Source organism: Rhodococcus sp. T2V (assembly GCF_029269925.1).
GTDB classification, from domain to species: Bacteria; Actinomycetota; Actinomycetes; order Mycobacteriales; family Mycobacteriaceae; genus Rhodococcus_F; species Rhodococcus_F koreensis.
The window spans coordinates 90,971-110,620 of sequence record NZ_JARJBD010000015.1 but is presented as its reverse complement, the minus strand read 5'-3'; the positions used below and the strand labels follow the sequence as shown (position 1 = coordinate 110,620).

Here is a 19,650-nt window from a genome sequence, read left to right as displayed (position 1 = left end):
TTCGGATAGTGGCTCGAGGGTGTGGCAACACACACTTTCTACACACCGGTTCACGCGAAGTCGGCAACGAGGCGGAGCGCCGGATCCTCCAGACATTCATCACATCGCCCATCGAAATGGACCACTCAATGACAATTGACGACGAAGCAGTAGACGGCGTAACGCCGGGACCCGCTGCTCACAGCGTGGAGTCCGCGGTGTCGGTCAAGGACATGGTTGAAGACAACGTCCTCCAGCGAGTACCCGACGAGCAACGTCGGTCGGGGTGGAGTCTGTCGCTGAACTCGATGAGTGCAGTGACACCGCTTATCTGTATCGCAATCGCGGGCCTGGTCATCATGCAGGCAGGATTTGTCGTGGGAGTTGTCGCGGCGGTCCTGATCACCATCTTCGGAACGGCCCTCGCGTGGCTCGTCGGCCACATCACCTACACCGAGGGTGTGTCGAACACCGTGGCGACCCGGCTCTACGGTCTCGGAATCCGAGGGTCTTCTCTCGCATCTGCGATCTTCGGATTCGTGACCATCGGATTCCTGGCCATCGAAAACGTCCTTCTCTACAACGCGATCCAATTCATGTTCGACCTACCGGACAACTGGATCACCGACGTGATCGTCTACGGAATCCTGACCATCCTGTGGATCGCACTCACCACTTTCGGCATGAGTGCCGTGACCAAGACATCCGGCGCCCTCCTGGCGCTGTCGGGGGTACTGATCATCACCCTCACGCTCATCGGCATGACGGGCAGCGGGATGTCGATTGGCGACGCCCTGAGCCACGGACCCCTGGTCGACGATGCGGGATCCATCCGGGATCGATTCGAGTTCGCATTGGTCACCCTCGTTGCCTCTACCGGCGCCTTCAGCCTCACCTCGGCCGACTACGCCAGGTACGCGAAATCCAGCAAGGATGTAGGTATCTCCGCACTTTTGGGCGCCCTGACCCTCAACGTCGGACTCGTGCTCGTCGCGTCGCTCCTCTTCTATGGCGGTTCCAGGCTCGTCGGAACCCGACTGGTCGAGGACGGACTCGCGTCTGCGGACACTGCGTCGAGTGCCGCGATCGAACTCAGCTCGCAGAACGCGGGAGCATTCCTCATCCTGCTGTCACCGGTGCTCGGCTTCATCCTCGCCTGCGCGGTCCAGGCGAAGACCCAGGTGCTCAACGTGTACGGATCGTCCCTCGCCCTCACGAACCTCGCCGACGGCCTGTTCCGCCGGCGGCCGAGTCGCTTCGTCATGATCCTCGTCGCGAACGCGATCGGCCTGATCTTCGTCGCGGGCGGCATTCTGGACATGCTCAACACCTGGCTCGCGGTCCTCGGGGTGATCACCACTGCGCTGATCGGCGTCATCATCGCGGACTTCTACGTCGTACGAAAGCGACAGCGAACTGACCAATCTGCCTGTGAAGTGGTGAACTGGGCAGGCGTCGTCACGGTGATCCTCTCGTTCGCAGTCGCCGAGACCCTGCAGCAAGCTGGAATTCTTCCGCTCGGATTCCTGACCTCGTTGATCGTCAGCACGATTCTCTACCCGATGCTGCGCAAGACCGTACTGCGCCCCGGAACCTGGTCGAAGCTGGAGCCAGTCGGACTCGGAGGGAGTGCGTGATGCCGGCGACCGACAACGACGCGGTACTGTGCTTGGCCTATTTTCACGCTGCACCGGACACCGGATTCAGCGGTCCCGAACTACTGTCGCTGCGTCCGCAGCTGCTCGACGAGACTCCCGAGTTGGACCGCTTTGATGTGCTCTCGGGCACCGCCCGTCCGGCGGCGTTCACAATGCCCGAAGAGATGGAACTGACCAGCGACGACGTCCCCGAGAGCCCATACGACGGTGCGTTCGTACTGGGCGGGACACGGGAGGCCGTCGCAAAGGCGCTCGACGGCCGGATACGGCCCGCTCTCGGCACCGTCCACGCCTACCGCGTCGCCGAGAAGGTCATCTTCGACAAGCCTCTGGCGCAGGGCTCGGCGGACGACGCCATCACCTTCCTGCTGAGTGTCAAGTGGTTCGACGATCTACCAGAGTCCGCAGTGCGACGAAGCTGGCACGCTCACGAGCCACTCGCCGAACGGGTGCACGTGGGGTCGAATCGATACGTCCAGTGGTGGATATTCGAGTCGTTCGAGAACGAGGCGCCCGCGATCGGCGGGATCGTCGAAATGGGCTTCCCGGACGAGGAATCACTGGTGACCGGATTCTTCGACTCACCCCGCGGTGAATTGGAAATCGTTCAGGACTCAGCGCATTTCATCTCGGGTGGGCATCCGCGGGTGTTCGTCACCGAGCATCGCCTACACCGAGACGCCGGCCCCGTCGTGTAATACCTGCCGAGTTCGGCGCAGCCATCCACAGACCCACAACGCCCGTCGTCGGCACCAGTGCAAGGGAGACACAGATGACCCAGTCGCTCGCAGGGAAAGTCGCGCTCGTGACGGGAGCGGCACGAGGGCAAGGACGTTCACACGCCCTACGCTTAGCGCAGGAGGGGGCGGATCTGATCCTCGTGGATCGATGCGCGCCGTATTCCACCATCGGTTACTCGATGCCTACCCCCGAAGATCTGAACATCACCGTCAAGGAGGTGGAAAGTCTGGGACGCAGGGCAGTTGCCGGCGTCTCCGACGTTCGGGACCTCCAGGCACTGGGGGATATCGTTCAGTCGGGTTTCGACGAGTTCGGTCGGCTCGACGTCGTGGCTGCCAACGCAGGAATCTTCGCCTTCGGTGTGGCATCCAGCGCCGAGATCGGTGAGGAACGCTGGAACGATGTCCTGTCGACGAATGTCACCGGAGTCTTCAACACACTCAAGGTGGCCGTTCCGCTGATGCGGCAAGCCGGCAACGGTGGCTCGATCATCATCACGAGCAGTACCGCCGGCATGCGCGGCCTCCTGGCTATGGCAGACTACTCTGCAAGCAAGCACGCGGTTGTCGGCATCATGCGAACATTCGCCAATGAGCTCGCGCCGGAGAACATCCGCGTCAACACGATCCACCCCACTGGTGTGTCGACAGAGATGATCGACAATGCCGCGTTCGGCCAGTGGATGGCCGCAACCCCACAGATCTCGGTCAATCTTGCCGGGAACCTTCTCCCGGTCGACAAAATTGAACCCGGTGATCTGTCGGAGGCGGTCGTCTGGCTTGCATCGGATGCGGCTCGCTTTGTTACCGGTGCGGCGTTGCCGATCGATGCCGGCTTCACTGCCCGCGCGTGAAGTGGATCGGTTCGTTTCGCTGGCGCGGACAGTGGACGGCTCCGAACCCCGTTCTCTGGTCACCGCCAACATGAATTCGACTACCGCACCGCTGGTGTCGGGTAGCCACACGAAGTGACGCGCCAGCGCGCGACGGCACTACAGCACGAAAGAATTGAGGAAGCAACGATGAGCGTGATCACGGACGGTACTCCGGCCGCTGCGGTGAACAAGGACTATATTCCCTTCACCGGGCAGGAATACCTGGACAGCCTGAACGACGGGCGTGAGGTCTGGATATACGGCGAGAAGGTCGACAACGTCGCCAGTCACCCGGCCTTTCGGAACTCGGCCCGGATGATTGCACGCATGTACGATGCGCTCCACGATCCAGCTCGCAAGGACATTCTCACCACCCCAACCGAGTCGGGTGGGTTCACGCACCGCTTCTATCGTGCGCCATCGAGTGTCGAGGAGCAGGTGGCCTCTCGTGACGCCATTGCGGAGTGGCAGAAGATCGCCTGGGGCTGGATGGGCCGTTCCCCCGATTACAAGGGCTGCTTCCTCGGCACCCTCGGTGCGAATGCCGAGTTCTACCGAGGTTTCGAGGACAATGCCCGGAACTGGTACCGGAAGGCCCAGGAGAAGACCTGGTTCATCAACCACGCCATCGTGAACCCTCCGGTCGACCGAAGCCTGGGCGCGGACGCCGGCAAGGACGTCTTCATCCGCGTCACGAGGGAGACCGACGCGGGCTTCTACGTCAGTGGCGCCAAGGTCGTGGCAACCGGATCGGCACTGACCCACTACACGTTCGTCGGGCACGTCGGCCAGGTCCCGGTTCAGGATCCGGCGTTCACCCCGGTATTCATCATTCCGACGAATGCACCCGGCCTCAAGCTGCTGTGCCGTGTGTCGAACGAATACCGGGCCGCGGTCCTCGGCAGCCCGTTCGACTATCCGCTGTCCAGCCGGTTGGACGAGAACGACGCGATCCTCGTCCTCGACGAGGTCTTCGTTCCCTGGGAGAACGCGCTCATCTACAACGACCTCGAGCAGGCGAACCGTTACAACATCCATTCCGGATACCTCGAGCGCGCTTCGCTGCACGGCTGCACGCGATTCGCCGTGAAGATGGACTTCCTCGTCGGCGCGCTCGCCCACGCCCTCGATGCGACGGGCGCAGGTGACTTCCACGGAGTCAAGTCGCAGTTCGGCGAAGTCATCGCTTGGCGAAACACGTTCTGGGGGCTGTCCGATGCGATGGCCAAGAGCGAAGTGCGTTGGAAGAACGGCATGATTCAGCCCGATCAGCAGTTCGCCGGTGCCTACCGGGTGATGAATCAGCTCGCCATGCCCAAGGTGAAGAACATCATCGAGCAGGTGGTTGCCAGTGGCCTCATCTACCTCAACTCGCATGCCAATGACTTCAAGACGCCGGAGATCCGCGGCTACATCGACACCTACGTTCGTGGCAGCGGAGGGATCACCGCGGAAGAGCGCGTCAAGGTGATGAAGATGCTGTGGGACTCGATCGGCACCGAGTTCGGCGCCCGCCACGAGCTCTACGAGATCAACTACATCGGCAGCAACGACGTCACCCGCCAGACCAATCTGTTCGGGGCAATGGGCAGCGGTGTTCTCGACTACTGCAAGAGCTTCGCCCAGAGCGCGATGGACGAGTACGACCTGGACGGTTGGACCGTGCCGGACCTCATCGGCCCAGGGGACGTCAGCATTCTCGAACGCTGAGTTTTAGCAACCTCGAAATCAACACTGCATTAGGAGGATCAGTGGCGACCGCAGTAGACGCAGCGCAGGTGACCTACGAGGCGCCGGACCTCGAGGTCATGGAGGAGTTCCTGACCGCCTTCGGCATGACCAAGGTCGACGGTAGCGACGAGCAGGTCCTGTACATGCGCGGTACCGGAAACCAGCACCACATCCACGTCACCCGCAAGGCTGAGAAACGGCGGTTCGTCGGGGCGTCGATCGAGGTCGCTACCCGCTCAGACCTTGACGAGCTGGCTCAGAAGCCGGGGTCGTCGCCGGTCCAGGAATCCACCGAGCCTGGTGGCGGATTCGAGGTCGTGATGACGATGCCTGACGGATTCGAGATCCGCGCCATCTGGGGCCGTGAGAAGACAGCACCGATTGAAGATCGTGAGCCATTCTCCTTCAACAATATTCGAGACAAGGCTCGGATAAGCACGGCGGTTCGGCAGGAGGTTGCGCCGTGTACGATCGCGCGCCTGGGCCACTTCGTGCTACACGTGACCGATCACGACGAGTCGATGGCGTGGCTGGAGGATCGGTTCAACTTCCTGCACTCGGACTACTTCCTCCCTCCGGGAGAGGAAGGGCCAATCGTGGGCACTTTCGTCCGGCTGGATCTGGGCGAGCAACTGGTTGATCACCATTTCCTGCTTGTGTTGCAGTCCGACTGGATCGGCGTACATCACAGTTCTTTCGAGGTCACCGATCTCGATGCTGTCATGGCATCACATGACTACCTGCTGCAGTGCGGGTACACGCTGGATGTGGGCGTCGGCCGACATCTGCTCGGGAGCCAGATCTTCGATTACTGGAAGGATCCGTTCGGCTTTCGGATCGAGCATTACACCGATGGTGACGTCGTCGACGCCAACCATCGACCGGGTAAGTTCAACGGTACAGCCAGCGACACAACGCAGTGGGGAAACCGGCCGCCTCTGGAGTTCTTCCAGTGACGGCGCGAATCGATCTCGAGCCGCTCGATGACACCATCCGGGACAAACTCCTGCGGGTTGGCGCCGCCAATGTCGCGAACGTGCTCCTTGCGCGTGGCTTCCGCAACGTGATGATGCTCGGGCTCGCACCGCTCGCCGACGGCCAGCAGCAGATGGTGGGCCCTGCCTACACCCTGCGGTTCATCCCGGCGCGCGAAGACCTCGACAGCATGGCCAACTACGGGCGCGAGGACAACGAGCATCGTCGCGCGATCGAAGAGTGCCCTCCGGGAGCTGTTCTGGTCATCGACGCCTTCGGCTCGCTGCGGGCGTCCTCGATGGGCGACATGATGGCTACCCGATTGAAGTATCGAGGGGTGGCAGGAGTCGTCACCGACGGTGGCTACCGAGACTCGGCGGCGATCCGGCAGACCGGTCTGCCCTGCTTCCAACGCCACAATGCGCCCCCGGCGACGCCGATTGCACTGCACCCGGTGGCTCTGAACGAGCCGGTCGGCTGCGCCGGTGTCGCGGTCTACCCCGGCGACATCGTGCTCGGCGATGGTGACGGCGTCGTCGTCATTCCGCGCGATCTGGTTGCCGAGGTCGCCGATGAAGCTCTCGATGCCGTCGAATATGAAGATTTCGCGGCCCTGCACATCGACCGCGGACGCTCGATCTTCGGTCTCTTCCCTGCCACGACGGAGAGTCGTCACGAATACGACGAATGGGTGGCCGCCGGCCGCCCGAGTTTGGACTGAACCATGGATGCGAATCTCGAGACCATGAAGTCGCTGGAGCTTTTGCTTCACGCCACGGACCTGAAGGACGAAGAGTGGATCGACTACCCCGACTATGGGTTTCGTCAGTACTTCCTGTACAAGAATGCTGACACCGGTGCCAGCATCGCGCTCCTCGAGTACGAGAAGGGCGGCACCATCCCCACCAAGCACACCCACGCGTCGAACCAATTCATGTACTGCCTCGAGGGCGACTACGAGTACACCGACACCGGACTGCGGCTACGACCCGGCTCGTTCTACATGAACCCGAAGGACCACCCCCACGGTCCGACGCTGGCGCACGACCGCAGTGTGCTGATCGAAATCTACGACGGGCCTCACTACTACGAGAAGCCCGAGTATCACACCGACGACACCATCGGGGACTTCCTCGCAAAGGAATAGGGCACCCCGGACTACCCACCGTCAAACGAGAAACGATGAGAAGAGATCATGCTCGAAACCAAGAAGGCTCTATTCGACGTCGCCACGGCGCTTGCAGCATTTGACCTCGACCAACCGCACTCCGGTACCTACTCCGACTCCTTCGGTTGGGGGCCGGCCACCGGCCGAGCGATCATCGAGGCGCAGTGCCCGGCCGATGGCGACATCGTCGGCCGCGTGGCAGCGTCCGACAGCGACGACTTCGAAAGAATCCTGAGTTCGGCAGTCGAGGTCCAGAAGAACTGGCGCATGACCCCTGCGCCGCGCCGCGGTGAGTTCGTCCGCCGAATCGGCCAGCTGGTCGAGGAGAACATCGAGACGTTGGCCGCAGTCGTCTGCCTGGACACCGGGAAGTCGACCATGGAGGCCAAAGGCGAACTGCGGGAGGTCGTCGACATGGCCACGCTAGCGGCCGGCCAGGCGCGCATGATGTACGGCTACACCCAGCAATCACAGCGCGTCGAGCACCGTATGTACGACCAATGGCTCCCGCTCGGTGTCGTCGGCATCATCAGCGCATACAACTTCCCCGCAGCAGTGTGGGCGCAGAACGGCTTTCTGTCCGCGATCGCTGGCAACACCGTCATCTGGAAGCCCAGCCCGAAGGTCCCGCTCACCGCGATCGCAATCCAGACCCTGGTCAACCAGGCAGCGGAGGAGCTCGGATGCCCGGGCGTGTTCTCGCTGTTCATCCCTGACGACAACGCAGTGGCCGAGAAGCTGATCTCCGACACCCGCATCGCGATGGTCTCGTTCACCGGGTCCACGGCAGTCGGCAAGAAGGTGGCCGACATCGTCGGATCCACGCTTGGTCGACGCTACCAACTTGAGTGCTCCGGTAACAACGGGTGCATCGTCGACGAGACAGCGGACCTCGAGCTCGCGGCGAAGGCCCTCACGTTCGGTGTCGTCGGCACCACCGGGCAGCGCTGCACCAGCACCCGCCGCGTGATCGCCCACTCGAGTATCGTCGACGAACTGGTGCAAAAGATGAAGAAGGCGTTCGACCAGATCACGATCGGCGACCCCCGCGACGCCGACACCGTCGTCGGCCCGCTGATCGACCAGCCTGCGGTGGAAGACTACAAGCGGATCCTCGAAGGTGCGCAGAAGGACGGCGCCACCGTCGTATACGGCGGCAATGTCATCGACAGGCCCGGCCTCTACGTCGAACCCACAATCGTCACCGGCGTCCAGCCGAGCTTCGCGATCGCGCAAGAGGAGACCTTCGCTCCGATTGTGTCGGTGCTGACCTACGAGGCACTCGACGAAGCGATCGAGATCCACAATGGGGTGGCACAAGGACTCGCCTCGGGGATCCACAGCACGAACCTCACCAACATCGAAACCTTCCTGTCCGCAAGGGGCAGTGACTGCGGCATTGTGCGAGTCAACATGGGCACGACCGGCGCGGACGTGGGCGCCGCCTTCGGCGGCGAGAAGGAAACAGGCGGCGGTCGGACTGCCGGCTCCGACGCCTGGAAGGGATTCATGCGTCGCCAAAGCGTATGCATCAACTGGGGCGGGACTTCCGCGTGGGACAACCGGATCAACCTCTGAGGAAATGCCGATGAGAAAGCAACGATTCTATTCCGATGCCGTACGGGAACCCTCGCCGGGGATGTGGTCCAACTGTCTACGGATTGACAACCTGATCTTGATCTCGGGCATGACCGCCCGCGGCGATGACGGGGAAACCATCGTTGGCGACACCGAGTACGACCAGTCGATCGTCGTCTTCCAGAAGATCAAGGACTTGGTCGAAGCGTCTGGAGCCGTCATGGACGACGTGGTCAAGATGACCATCTACGTCACCGACATCGCGAATAACTCCCAAGTGTGGAAGGCGCGGCAGGAGTTCTTCAGCGGCGACTTTCCTGCCTGCACCCTGGTGCAGGTTGCAGCCCTCGCCAAACCAGAGATCCTGCTGGAGATCGAAGCGGTCGCCGTAGCAGGATGCAGCACCTCCTGACATGACACCCCAGATCGTGGTCCGGTGTCCTCACTCCGTCCGACGCCACCTCGGGTGAATCGAAGAACACACAGCCGAACCACCACAGCAGGCTCGTCGCACGCCACCGGCAGGGAACGAGCCGACCTCGAGCCGGTCGAGTCCGCGACCGACGCAACTATCCGTCCGGGAGGTAGGACACATGACAGACATCATGTGGAATTCAGAGATCTACGAGAATGCAGCGGAAGCGAGAACCCGCACGATGGAGGGTGCCTCGCCGGCCAACGTGGCCGATCCTCGTCAGCTACGCAACACGTTGGGCAACTTCGCCACGGGGGTCACCGTGCTCACCTATCAGTCCGGTGACGCGTTCTTCGGGGTGACTGTGAACTCGTTTACCTCGGTGTCCATGGAACCACCGTTGGTGTTGGTGTCCCTGACGCGTCGTTCGCGGGCTCTGACCTACCTCCTCGAGCGGCCCTTCGCTATCAATGTGCTCGGTGACGACCAGCTGCAAACCGCACTCCAGTTCGCAGGGCAGCCGAAGGACGGTCATCCGATCGAGTGGGTCACCGATGACGGCGCACCGCGAATCAACGGGTCCCTGGCCTACTTCCAATGCACGCCATGGGCAGGGTACGACGGCGGAGACCACATTTTGGTCCTCGGGCGGGTGCAGACCTACGGCCAGAAGGATGAAACGAAACCCCTGCTCTTCTACCGAGGCAAGTGGGGCTCCCTTGCTGCCGACGTTCCCGACAATTCGTAACGGCCCGGAGATGACAATCATGACGACAGATGCGACCACCAACACCGAGGTCGCCGAACTCCTCGCCCAGCTCGACGAGATGTATCCTCTGCTCCAGCTCGAAGCGGAGGACAGCGAGCGACTGCGACGCCCCACGCCCGCCGTGCAACAAGCGTTGAAGGACAGCGGCATCTTCGGTCTGATGGTGCCACCCGAACTGGGCGGGTTCGGAACGACCCCACTCCAGATCATCGAAGTCATCGAGAAGCTGTCACATGCTGACGCTTCTCTCGGGTGGCTGGTACGGGCATTGACGAGCGAGACTGCAAATGCTGCGACTTACCTCAACGACGCAGCGGTGGCGGAACTCTTCGCCGACGGCCGATGCCCCTTGGTGGCAGGTCAGTCCACGTCGTTCTCGGGCGACGCCATGCGTGAGAACGGTGGCTATCGAGTCTCCGGAACGTGGCAATTCGCGCCGGGTGTGTCCATGGCTACCCACCTCAACGTGGCGGTGACCGTGAAGGGCTCAAATGAGACACTGGTCTGTCTCGTTCCGCGCGCGGACCTGCGGATCACCGACAATTGGGACATGCTGGGGCTCAGGGCGACCGCGAGCCTCGATTACGTTGCCGAGGACGTGTTCGTCGAGGACAAGTTCGTCTTCGGCATCGGGCGAGAGGACGCGAAACGGGGCGGTGTCGTGAACCGGCTCAGTCCCGCCCTGCTCGCAGGTCTGCAGCAGGGGGCCTGGTCGCAAGGTGTCGCCAGGCGAATGCTCGATGAATTACGTGTCCTGACCCAGCACAAGTCCCCCTCCGTCGGGGCGCCGGTGACAAGCGACGAGTTCTTCGCGGAGTTCGCCCGTCACTACTCACATGTCCGAGGAACGATGGCCCTCCTGCGGGAAACCTGGCGCGAGAACGAGACGACCCTGGCGGCAGGGGACGACCTGAGCGACGAACAGGAGACCATGTCTCGCCTGGCGAGCAGTCTCGCCACCCGAACCGCGCTCGAACTCAGTCAGCTCGTGCACCGCTTCGCCGGTGCGCAGGTCATGCGGAACGGCGTGCTGCAGCGGTTCTTCCGAGACAGTCATGCGGGAACTCAGCATCGGGGCTCCGCCCACATCGTGACGCAGCAATGTGGGCGCATGCTGTCGGGCACACTGCCGGAGGGGGCGCACTGGGGGTTCTTCGACCTCGTCATTCCCGACGCCGCGACCACAAACCCATGACGATAAGACCCACACGAGTAGGAAGCGTCCTCGTATCATGAGACTGGCAACTCTGCGCACTAAAGCCGGCACGACCGCCGCCCGTCTCGACGGTGAGACGTACACCGACATCTCCGGATACCCGGACGTCGGTTCTCTTCTGACGCAGCATGACTGGAAACGAATTGCCGCCACTGCGGCGGGTACTCAACGCAGTGCGTCGGACGTGGAGCACGAGGTGGTCGTACCGAATCCGTCCAAGGTGCTATGCATAGGGCTGAACTACACGAGCCACATTCAGGAGATGGGCCGAGATCTCCCCTCGTACCCCACAGTGTTCGCCAAGTTCGCCGACACCCTCACTGGACCGCACGACCCTGTCGCCGTAGTGCCCGAAGACCCGCAGCTCGACTGGGAAGGCGAACTCGCGATCATCATCGGACAGACCGCCTACAAGGTAGGCGTGGAGAACGCTGGCGAGTATATCGCCGGCTACACGGTCGCCAACGATATCTCCATGCGCGGGTATCAATTCCGAACCAAGGAATGGCTTCAAGGAAAGATCTGGGCACGCTCCACACCGGTCGGTCCCATCATGGTCACACCCGACGAATTCGATCCGGACGCAGCAACTCTGTGCACCACCGTCAATGGGAACACCGTGCAGAAACATCCGATTCAGGACTTGCTGTTCGGCCCGGAGCACCTGGTCGCATACCTGTCGACAATACTTCCGCTGCGCCCCGGCGACATCATCCTCACCGGAACGCCTGGTGGTGTAGGCCGCGCACGCACTCCTGAGCTCTACCTGATGCCCGGGGACACGGTAGAGGTGACCATCGACGGTATCGGCACCTTGTCGACCCCGATCGCTGACTCTCAGCACGTCCACTCCTGATGAGTGTCATCGCATCATCTCGCTCCGGATGGCGTCCTGGACCTTCTCCCGAGTTCCGGCGATGCGGCCCGCCATCTCGGCGAGATCTGCGGTTCGGTTGAACGACTCGGTGTGTTGCGACAGCTCCTCGAGTTGTCGCAACACGTCCGGGCCGGCGACGACCTTTGCCTGGCTGAGCAGGCCGTCCAATTCTTCGGTGCCGATCGTCTCCGTCTCGGCAGCGGGATTCGGCGCCCCCGCGTGTGCTTGTGCTGCGAGGCGGGCCGTCGCTCTCAGCAACTCGGCGTAGATGGCGAGCCGCAGCTTCATGAGCTGGTCTTTCCGCGCATTCCTGCTGCGCAGGCGTTCCGCGATCCACGGTGAGACGGCCGTGCCGATGATCCCGGCGATGCCCATCCACATGATCGGATTCACGATCCATCCCTCCAGTGCCTCCGTCGTGCCGAATTCGGAACGCTCCCAGCTCAGTTCTCGTTGTCGCCGAAGATGGCTTTGGCTTCGAGGTATTCGGCGAGGCCGAATCTGCCGAACTCGCGGCCGTTGCCTGATTGTTTGCAGCCGCCGAAGGGCGCGTAGAACGCCAGCGGCGCCCCGTTGACGTGGACCATTCCTGTCCGCAGTTTCCGGGCGACGTTCCGTGCGCGCTGTGGGTCGCTCGAGGAGACCATTCCGGAGAGCCCGTACGTGGTGTCATTCGCGATGCGGATCGCGTCAGCCTCGTCGTCGTAGCCGATCAGCATCATGACGGGGCCGAAGATCTCCTCCCGCGCGATGGTCATGTCGTTCGTGACGTTCGCAAACACGGTGGGCCGGACGAAGTATCCGGCGGAGAGTCCGGCTGGACGGCCGACGCCACCGGCGACGAGTGTGCCGCCCTCGTCGACGCCGGTCTGGATCAGACGCTGAACCTTGTCGAATTGTGCTTGTGACACGAGAGGACCCACGGTCGTTCCGTCGGCGTCCGGAGGACCGACCACGATCGTCTCGGCGGCCGCCTTCGCGATCGCGCAGGCCTCGTCCATGCGATCCGACGGAACGAGGATGCGAGAGCCCGCGTTACAGGACTGGCCCGCATTGACGACCACGCCCATCACGTCCCGGGTGATGACTTCGTCGAAGTCCGCGTCGACCAGCACGATGTTCGCCGACTTGCCACCGAGTTCCTGCGCGACGCGTTTCACGGTCGGCGCGGCATTCCGCGCGACCTCGACTCCGGCACGGGTCGATCCGGTGAACGACACCATGTCGACGTCCGGATGCCTCGACAGGGCGGCTCCGACGGTAGGTCCGTCACCGTGAACAAGGTTGAAGACGCCGGCCGGGACCCCTGCTTCGTGGAGTATCTCGGCGAAGATGATCGCATTGAGGGGCGCGATCTCGGACGGCTTCAGCACCATCGTGCATCCGGCGGCCAGCGCGGGCGCAACTTTCGCGGCGATCTGATTGACGGGCCAATTCCACGGTGTGATGAACGCGCACACGCCGACCGGTTCGTGCACGACCGTCGTGGTGCCGATCTTCTCCTCGAATTCGAACTTGCGGAGCGCATCCAGGGCCGCGGCAAGGTGCGCCATGCCGCACGGTGCCTGAGCGGTCGCGGCGAGCCCCGCAGGTGCGCCCATCTCCTGGGTGATGGTCGTGGCGAGGTCGTTCATCCGCCGCCCGTAGACCTCGATGACTCTGCTCAGCAACTCGATTCGGTCGGCGCGGGTCGTCGCCGCGTAATTGTCGAACGCTGTTCGCGCCGCGGTGACGGCTCGGTCGACGTCCTTCTCGTCCCCCAGCGCGATCGTGGCGATGGCCATCTCCGTCGCAGGGTTGACGACGTCGAGTGTGTCGGTGCCGATCGGCTCGACCCACTCGCCGTCGATGTAGAACTTCCGGGTGTTCTGCATGGTGCTCCCTCGTTGTCTGCCGTCCGGGGTGTGTGCGGCATATGACAACGATGGCGTCTCGCCGTCCGGACGTCTGTCCGCCGACGGGGCCTTCTCCGGGGTGAATGCGCTGTCCCCCGATCGGGGGACAGCCCCGGGTCGGTACCGTGGCCGGCTTTCGGTGATCACGGCAGCACGGAGCGTGCGGCAGCGCGACACTCCGGTCTGCAACCCTTGCCCGCTGATCGGCGCCACAGGATGATCGGGGGATGGCCGAACAGATCGACGACTACTTCACCTCTGTGGTGTCGGGGCTTGTCCGCGGGAAAAGCAGCACCGGGGTCCGTCCGGAGGACCCGATCCGGCCCCCGTCCCCGTTGTCGGTGCAGGGCGCCCTGGACCTCTTCGACGCCCAGCTCGGCAGCAGGCATCTCGATCTGGCGGCCCGGTGGTTGCGGTCGCTTTGTGCGGGTCACGCGTACAGTTCTTGATCCCGGTCGGTCGTTGATTGCCACTGGTGTAGTGGGCGTCGCGGTTCCCCGCTGGCCCATAGGCGGTACGGCATCGATCACGCGGTTCGTGTCCGTCCGAAATGAGGGGTGCGGGCCTCGCATGCCCGTGCGAGCGATCGGACCATTGACTATGCTGGGGGCATAACACGAGGGTCAGCGCATGATCGTGAGAACGGGCGCCACTGCACCGGCCGGTCACTTCAGGCATTGGTCGTTCGGCGTCGTCGACTGGGCCCCCAAATCCGGGTAGGTGCCGACGATGGTCGAATCCGATCCGTTAAGAACACAGCGTGACGTAACCTCCGCCGTCACCGACGAACTGTGGGCGGCCGGGTTTGAGGATGTCGCGGAGATCGGGCAAGGCGGTTTCGGCGTCGTTTTTCGGTGCCTGCAGCGCGCTCTGGAGCGGACTGTCGCTGTCAAGATTCTCACCTCCACCCACGACACCGAGAATCTCGAACGATTCCTTCGTGAGCAGCGCGCGATGGGGCGCTTGTCGGGTCATCCCAACATCGTGCGCGTCTACCATGTCGACGTCACCGACAGCGGTCGTCCCTTCATCGTCATGGAGTACCACCCGAGGGGCTCGCTGGATACCCAGATCCGACGCGACGGACCTCTCAACTGGCCGGCGGCACTCCGGTTGGGGGTGAAATTGGCCGGTGCCCTCGAGACCGCGCATCGATCCGGGATCCTCCACCGAGATGTGAAACCGGCGAACATCTTGGTGACCGACTACGGCGAACCGGAACTGAGCGATTTCGGTATTGCGCACATCGCTGGGGGATTCCAGACCTCCCTGGGCGCCGTCACCGCCACTCCGGCCTTCACCGCGCCTGAGGTACTCAAGGGTGAACTCCCCGGCCCCGCCTCGGACATCTACAGTCTGGCCTCGACGCTCTTCTGCGCGATCACCGGACATGCCGCGTTCGAACGACGCAACGGCGAACAGGTGATGACGCAGTTCCTGCGGATCACCACCCAGCCGATCCCGGACCTCCGGGAGAAGGGGATCCCTGACGACGTGGGCGCGGCCATCGAGCGGGCCATGTCCGGAAGTCCGGAGGTACGTCCCGCGACGGCCGCTGAGTTCGGCGACGAATTGCGTGAGGCCCAGCGACGTAACGATCGCCCGGTCGACACGATGGCCCTTCCGGCCGACGATGGGCTCGGGCGAGTTTCCGAAGCGACACCCGTATCCGTGAAGGACAGGGTGCAGGACACGCCGGAGAGTTCCGGTACTCGGGGCAGGTCGGGGAACCTGCCTGTGAATCTGACCAGTTTTGTAAACCGTCGCCATGAAGTAGCCGAGACGCGCCGTCTGCTGTCCGACTCGCGCCTGGTGACGCTGACCGGGCTCGGAGGCGTGGGCAAGACCCGCCTTGCGCTCCGCGTCGCGGAGGACTCGCGACGGGCGTTCGAAGGAGGGTCGTGGTTCGTCGAGCTGGGTGAACTCCAAGATTCGGGGTTGCTCGTGCAGGCCATTTCCGGGGCGCTGGGATTGCAGGGTCGCTCCACCCGACCGGCGTTGACGGTGTTGACCGAGTACCTGTCCGAGCGCCGGACCATGTTGGTGTTGGACAACTGCGAGCATCTGGTGGAGGCCGTGGCAGCGCTCGTAGACCACTTGTTGCTGGTTAGCCCAGGGTTGCGGATTCTGGCAACCAGCCGCGAGCCGATCGGCATTCGGGGGGAGACTGTGACGCGGGTGCCGCCGCTGTCGGTGTCGGCGCCGCGGCGCGGGGCAGACCGCGGTGACGCGGTGACGCTTTTCGAGCAACGAGCCCGCGCTGCGGTCCCCGGGTTCACGCTCACAGCCGACAACATCGACGTGGTGACCCAGATCTGCCAACGGTTAGAGGGTCTGCCGTTGGCGATCGAGTTGGCGGCGGCCAGGTTGCGGGCGATGTCGGTGGAGCAGATCCTGCAGCGACTCAGCGACCGGCTGCGACTTCTCACGCTGGGTAGCCGGGGTACTCCCGGCCGCCAGCAGACCCTGAGGTTGTCCCTCGACTGGAGCCATGAACTCTGCTCGGCGGAGGAGCGGTGGTTATGGTCCCGACTAACGGTGTTCGCCGGCAGCTTCGAGCTCGATGCGGCCGAGGAAGTGTTTGCGGACGAGCCGATGCACCGCGAACTGCTGGATCTGGTGACCGGACTTGTCGACAGGTCGATCCTGATTCGTGAGGAACCCGGCGCTGTTGTCCGATATCGGATGCTGGAGACCATCCGAGACTACGGACGTGAGAAGTTGCAGGAGTCCGGTGCGTTCGACCAAATGCGGCGCCACCATCGCGATTGGTATGAGCAATTGGTGCTGCGCGCGAGGTCGGACTGGATCGGCCCCCGGCAGGTGGAGTGGATCGCCCGGTTCGAGGCTGAGCAACCCAATCTGCGCGACGCGATGGAGTTCTGCCTCACCGAGCAATCCGAGGACCAAGCGGGGATGCGGATCGCCGCTGCGATGTTTCCATTCTGGGTCGCACGCGGCCGGACCGGGGAAGGCCGCCATTGGCTCGAGCGTGCTCTTGCCCGTGACGGCGGCAGGCCGACCGCGAACCGTGTCGAAGCGATGTGCATCGACATCATCCTGGCCGGCATGCAGGGCGATATCGCGGCCGGAACCGTCCTGATCGAAAAGGCGCGGCACGCGGCCGCGCAGCTCGGGGACCCCGCGTCGGGCGCGTTGGTGGCATTGGCATCCGGATGGCTCGCCACCTACAGCGGCGAACTTCCCCGAGCCGTCGCCGACATCGAAGAGGCCATCGCGGTGTTCCGCGCCGCAGACGATCTCGGATACCAGGTCCCGGCACTGGGGTGCCTTTCCTTCGTCCTGGGGCTGGGCGAGGACCAGAAGCATGCGGCAGACTGCCTTGGGGAGCTGATCGCGCTCACCGAACCGCGGGGTGAATTGATGTGGCGGGCAATGGCGTTGTCCGATCGTGGTTTCGCGACGTGGCGACGGGACGGAGGTCGAGAGGGGATCGCTCTCCTGGAGGAGGGCCTGAGGCTGTCGCAGCAGGTCGGCGACCGGTACAGCTGTGCCTGGGGCATCGAACAACTCGCCTGGACAGCCGCCGACGCTGAGCCGAACCGGGCCGCGGTGATGACGGGCGCCGCGGCCACGGTCTTTACCGAGATCGGAATACCCACGTCCGCGTGCTCCGACGTGGCGCCCTATCACGACGAGTGCATACGACAAGCCCGAGAAGTGCTCGACGAGAAGGGGTTCGAGGCCGAATATCGGCGGGGCGGGTCCATGAGCATCGACGCGGCGATCGCGTATGCCCTCAACGAGCGGCCACACCCGGGCCCGTCCGCCCCCGCCGACGAGGGTGTCAGTCTCACCCGGCGCGAGCGTCAGGTGACCGACCTGGTGGCCCAGGGCATGAGTAACAAGGATATCGCCGACAAGTTGGTGCTCGCGCCAAGCACCGTCAAGGGACACGTCGAACACGTCCTCGTCAAGCTCGGATTCACCTCACGCACCCAGATCGCCGCCTGGGTCGTCGAGCGGAAGAGGGATGCATAACGCCAAGTGACATGCCGTCAACTGGCCCTTGGTGACCTCCCGCCCAGCTCGTCCTCAGCGACTTCTCAGCGCGGCGACCAGGACGCCCGTCGGGGGGCATAGCGCACGTCGTCATTCGGAGCATACCTGGATCGGAGTGACCTTCATGTGTTTGCCGGCGCCGCCTCGGAGGAGATCCATTCCTGATTGTCACCGTCGGTGATCGGCGGCTGGGCGGTGTCCGGGCCTACCCGATCGGGGAGCAGAAGAGCAACGCTGCAACGACGTTCGACCCATGCCTCGATGGCCGCACTATCCGCGGACGGACTACTTTCGGCAACAGTGCTGCCCGCACGCCCGGCGGGCATGGCGCGATGCCACTGCCAGCCGGTCAGCCGAGGCTGAACGGCTGTCCCCATAGGGTGACGGTGCCGTCGACCGAGTCGGTCGAGACGGAAACGGTCGCGTAGGAGCGGGCCTGCGCGTGGCCGGCGCAACCGGAGACACCGAATGTTTCGTCCGAGTACGTGAAACCACCGCTGTTGCCTTCGAAATCGAAGTCGCTGGTGTGCGCCTCGGCGCCGTAGCCGTCTTCGTACTCGATGTCGAGGATCGGCACATTGGTGGCCTGTCCGGGTCCGATCGTGATGCCGCTACCGGCACCACCCTCGGCCAGAATCGACGCGGCAGGGCCGCCGGTCGCTGCACCGATGACCTCGGACGGCGTCAGGCTGGCACCGGCTTCACCGTTGACCGAGCCACCGAAGTTCAGCTGGCACGCCACGATGTACCCGGCGTCGATGTTGCCACCCTCCGCGGTGCCACCCTCGATGGAGACGTCGATGGTGCCCGACGCCCACACGTTGCGGTGCAGCGGGGTCGAACCCATCGACGGGCTGATGTTCGCCGTGTTGCCGGTCTGGCGCACGGTCACGACGGTGCCGTCGAGCAGCGTCTGGGTGATGGTGCCGTCATGCAACGGAACGAAGGTGTCGGCGTTGGCCGCACCCGTGGAGAAGAGGCCGATCGCGACGGTGGCCGCGCCGACCACACCGACAGCCGTGGCGCCGTGGCGCAGGGTCTTGTTGTTCATTGTTCCCCTCTAGGGTAAATGTCGCTTACGCGGGAAATCTGAAACTGGGATTTGGTTACGCAAATCAGCCGATGCTGAACGGCTGCCCGTAGAGGATCGACTTGACGTAGTGGTTCCCTGGAATCTCGAGGACGGTGTACGCGCGGGCCTGCGCGTAGCCACCGCAGCCCTGGATCTCGATCTGCGTGTCGCGGTACTGGATCGCCGACACGCCCGGCTTCAGGTCCGTCTTGGACTTGACCTTCGCGAACTTCACCTCACCGGCGCTGATCGGAATCGACAGCGAACCACCCAGGCCGAGCGAGTCGAGACCGAGATCGGCACTCAGACCACCCTCGAGGCCGGTGATGTCGGCCTGGCAACCCACGATGTAACCGGTGGTCAGCGTGGCGCCTTCCTCCGGGATCTCGCCGCCGAGCTCGGCGAACACGTCACCCGACACCCACGCGACGCGGCCCGCACCATTGGCGGCCAGCGACGGCGAAACCAGAGCGCTCTCCGCGTTGCGGGCGATCTTGGCCATGACGCGTCCCGCGTTGACGACCTTTTCGCCACCCGGCAGCGGCACGAAGGTGTCGGCGTTGGCCGCACCCGTGGACATCAGGCCGAGGACTACAGCAGCAGCGGCACCGAGGCCGGCAACGCGGGCCCCACGGCGTAGGCCTGACTTACGGATTGTGCTCATTCATTCCCTCATTCG

General features: G+C 63.6%; 18 protein-coding genes. 14 read left to right on the top strand and 4 right to left on the bottom strand.

The genetic code is table 11. From position 1 onward, the window contains the following. Window positions 1-128 precede the first annotated feature (128 nt). From P3H15_RS15490 to P3H15_RS15435, 12 genes are all read left to right on the top strand, one after another. Entirely contained in the window at window positions 129-1,616 is a 1,488-nt protein-coding gene (locus P3H15_RS15490; RefSeq protein WP_276138058.1) for a cytosine permease, read from the top strand. Further along, a complete protein-coding gene (locus tag P3H15_RS15485; RefSeq protein ID WP_276138057.1) occupies window positions 1,616-2,335 on the top strand; it encodes a hypothetical protein in 720 nt (239 codons plus the stop codon). Before P3H15_RS15490 ends, P3H15_RS15485 begins: the two co-directional genes overlap by 1 nt. Window positions 2,336-2,409: 74 nt before the next feature. Then, window positions 2,410-3,231 (top strand): mycofactocin-coupled SDR family oxidoreductase, encoded by an 822-nt coding sequence (locus P3H15_RS15480; RefSeq protein WP_276138056.1) that lies wholly within the window; start codon window positions 2,410-2,412, stop codon window positions 3,229-3,231. Window positions 3,232-3,399: 168 nt separating this feature from the next. Next, window positions 3,400-4,962: a 4-hydroxyphenylacetate 3-hydroxylase N-terminal domain-containing protein gene (locus P3H15_RS15475; RefSeq protein WP_276138055.1), complete on the top strand. Its 1,563-nt coding sequence runs from the start codon at window positions 3,400-3,402 to the stop codon at window positions 4,960-4,962. A 41-nt stretch (window positions 4,963-5,003) separates the two neighbouring features. Next, entirely contained in the window at window positions 5,004-5,939 is a 936-nt protein-coding gene (locus P3H15_RS15470) for a VOC family protein (protein ID WP_276138054.1), read from the top strand. After that, window positions 5,936-6,679, top strand: coding sequence for a ribonuclease activity regulator RraA (locus tag P3H15_RS15465; protein ID WP_276138053.1), 744 nt, complete (start codon window positions 5,936-5,938; stop codon window positions 6,677-6,679). The genes P3H15_RS15470 and P3H15_RS15465 overlap by 4 nt, the downstream gene beginning before the upstream one ends. Before the next feature lie 3 nt (window positions 6,680-6,682). Next, window positions 6,683-7,105, top strand: coding sequence for a cupin domain-containing protein (locus P3H15_RS15460; protein ID WP_276138052.1), 423 nt, complete (start codon window positions 6,683-6,685; stop codon window positions 7,103-7,105). A gap of 48 nt (window positions 7,106-7,153) precedes the next feature. Further along, complete coding sequence (locus P3H15_RS15455) at window positions 7,154-8,704, top strand: aldehyde dehydrogenase family protein (RefSeq protein ID WP_276138051.1); 1,551 nt, start codon at window positions 7,154-7,156, stop codon at window positions 8,702-8,704. Window positions 8,705-8,714: 10 nt separating this feature from the next. After that, complete coding sequence (locus P3H15_RS15450) at window positions 8,715-9,116, top strand: RidA family protein (protein ID WP_276138050.1); 402 nt, start codon at window positions 8,715-8,717, stop codon at window positions 9,114-9,116. A gap of 181 nt (window positions 9,117-9,297) precedes the next feature. Further along, entirely contained in the window at window positions 9,298-9,867 is a 570-nt protein-coding gene (locus P3H15_RS15445; RefSeq protein WP_276138049.1) for a flavin reductase family protein, read from the top strand. A 19-nt stretch (window positions 9,868-9,886) separates the two neighbouring features. Beyond that, window positions 9,887-11,083: an acyl-CoA dehydrogenase family protein gene (locus P3H15_RS15440; RefSeq protein ID WP_276138048.1), complete on the top strand. Its 1,197-nt coding sequence runs from the start codon at window positions 9,887-9,889 to the stop codon at window positions 11,081-11,083. Between the two features lie 37 nt (window positions 11,084-11,120). After that, window positions 11,121-11,960, top strand: a complete 840-nt coding sequence (locus tag P3H15_RS15435; protein WP_276138047.1) for a fumarylacetoacetate hydrolase family protein — start codon at window positions 11,121-11,123, stop codon at window positions 11,958-11,960. Between the two features lie 6 nt (window positions 11,961-11,966). Here the strand turns inward: P3H15_RS15435 and P3H15_RS15430 are convergent, their stop codons facing one another. Both P3H15_RS15430 and P3H15_RS15425 read right to left on the bottom strand, forming a co-directional pair. Then, window positions 11,967-12,374: a hypothetical protein gene (locus P3H15_RS15430; RefSeq protein WP_276138046.1), complete on the bottom strand. Its 408-nt coding sequence runs from the start codon at window positions 12,372-12,374 to the stop codon at window positions 11,967-11,969. Between the two features lie 50 nt (window positions 12,375-12,424). Further along, entirely contained in the window at window positions 12,425-13,855 is a 1,431-nt protein-coding gene (locus tag P3H15_RS15425; RefSeq protein WP_276138045.1) for an aldehyde dehydrogenase family protein, read from the bottom strand. Between the two features lie 248 nt (window positions 13,856-14,103). Here P3H15_RS15425 and P3H15_RS15420 point away from each other — a divergent pair, with 248 nt between their 5' ends. Continuing rightward, a complete protein-coding gene (locus tag P3H15_RS15420; protein WP_276138044.1) occupies window positions 14,104-14,325 on the top strand; it encodes a hypothetical protein in 222 nt (73 codons plus the stop codon). A gap of 280 nt (window positions 14,326-14,605) precedes the next feature. Beyond that, entirely contained in the window at window positions 14,606-17,878 is a 3,273-nt protein-coding gene (locus P3H15_RS15415; protein WP_276138043.1) for a protein kinase, read from the top strand. 370 nt (window positions 17,879-18,248) lie between these two features. Here P3H15_RS15415 and P3H15_RS15410 read toward each other — a convergent pair whose 3' ends face one another. Both P3H15_RS15410 and P3H15_RS15405 read right to left on the bottom strand, forming a co-directional pair. Further along, window positions 18,249-18,950: an MspA family porin gene (locus P3H15_RS15410; RefSeq protein ID WP_276138042.1), complete on the bottom strand. Its 702-nt coding sequence runs from the start codon at window positions 18,948-18,950 to the stop codon at window positions 18,249-18,251. A gap of 64 nt (window positions 18,951-19,014) precedes the next feature. After that, entirely contained in the window at window positions 19,015-19,635 is a 621-nt protein-coding gene (locus tag P3H15_RS15405) for an MspA family porin (RefSeq protein ID WP_276138041.1), read from the bottom strand. Between the last annotated feature and the right edge of the window lie 15 nt (window positions 19,636-19,650).

Excerpts from the sequence above, each read along its gene's own strand:
- P3H15_RS15455 (WP_276138051.1), top strand. The coding sequence starts at position 7,154 with ATGCTCGAAACCAAGAAGGCTCTATTCGACGTCGCCACGGCGCTTGCA.
- P3H15_RS15485 (WP_276138057.1), top strand. The coding sequence starts at position 1,616 with ATGCCGGCGACCGACAACGACGCGGTACTGTGCTTGGCCTATTTTCAC.
- P3H15_RS15405 (WP_276138041.1), bottom strand. The coding sequence starts at position 19,635 with ATGAGCACAATCCGTAAGTCAGGCCTACGCCGTGGGGCCCGCGTTGCC.
- P3H15_RS15475 (WP_276138055.1), top strand. The coding sequence starts at position 3,400 with ATGAGCGTGATCACGGACGGTACTCCGGCCGCTGCGGTGAACAAGGAC.
- P3H15_RS15480 (WP_276138056.1), top strand. The coding sequence starts at position 2,410 with ATGACCCAGTCGCTCGCAGGGAAAGTCGCGCTCGTGACGGGAGCGGCA.
- P3H15_RS15410 (WP_276138042.1), bottom strand. The coding sequence starts at position 18,950 with ATGAACAACAAGACCCTGCGCCACGGCGCCACGGCTGTCGGTGTGGTC.
- P3H15_RS15435 (WP_276138047.1), top strand. The coding sequence starts at position 11,121 with ATGAGACTGGCAACTCTGCGCACTAAAGCCGGCACGACCGCCGCCCGT.
- P3H15_RS15445 (WP_276138049.1), top strand. The coding sequence starts at position 9,298 with ATGACAGACATCATGTGGAATTCAGAGATCTACGAGAATGCAGCGGAA.
- P3H15_RS15490 (WP_276138058.1), top strand. The coding sequence starts at position 129 with ATGACAATTGACGACGAAGCAGTAGACGGCGTAACGCCGGGACCCGCT.
- P3H15_RS15460 (WP_276138052.1), top strand. The coding sequence starts at position 6,683 with ATGGATGCGAATCTCGAGACCATGAAGTCGCTGGAGCTTTTGCTTCAC.
- P3H15_RS15425 (WP_276138045.1), bottom strand. The coding sequence starts at position 13,855 with ATGCAGAACACCCGGAAGTTCTACATCGACGGCGAGTGGGTCGAGCCG.
- P3H15_RS15415 (WP_276138043.1), top strand. The coding sequence starts at position 14,606 with ATGGTCGAATCCGATCCGTTAAGAACACAGCGTGACGTAACCTCCGCC.
- P3H15_RS15420 (WP_276138044.1), top strand. The coding sequence starts at position 14,104 with ATGGCCGAACAGATCGACGACTACTTCACCTCTGTGGTGTCGGGGCTT.
- P3H15_RS15450 (WP_276138050.1), top strand. The coding sequence starts at position 8,715 with ATGAGAAAGCAACGATTCTATTCCGATGCCGTACGGGAACCCTCGCCG.
- P3H15_RS15440 (WP_276138048.1), top strand. The coding sequence starts at position 9,887 with ATGACGACAGATGCGACCACCAACACCGAGGTCGCCGAACTCCTCGCC.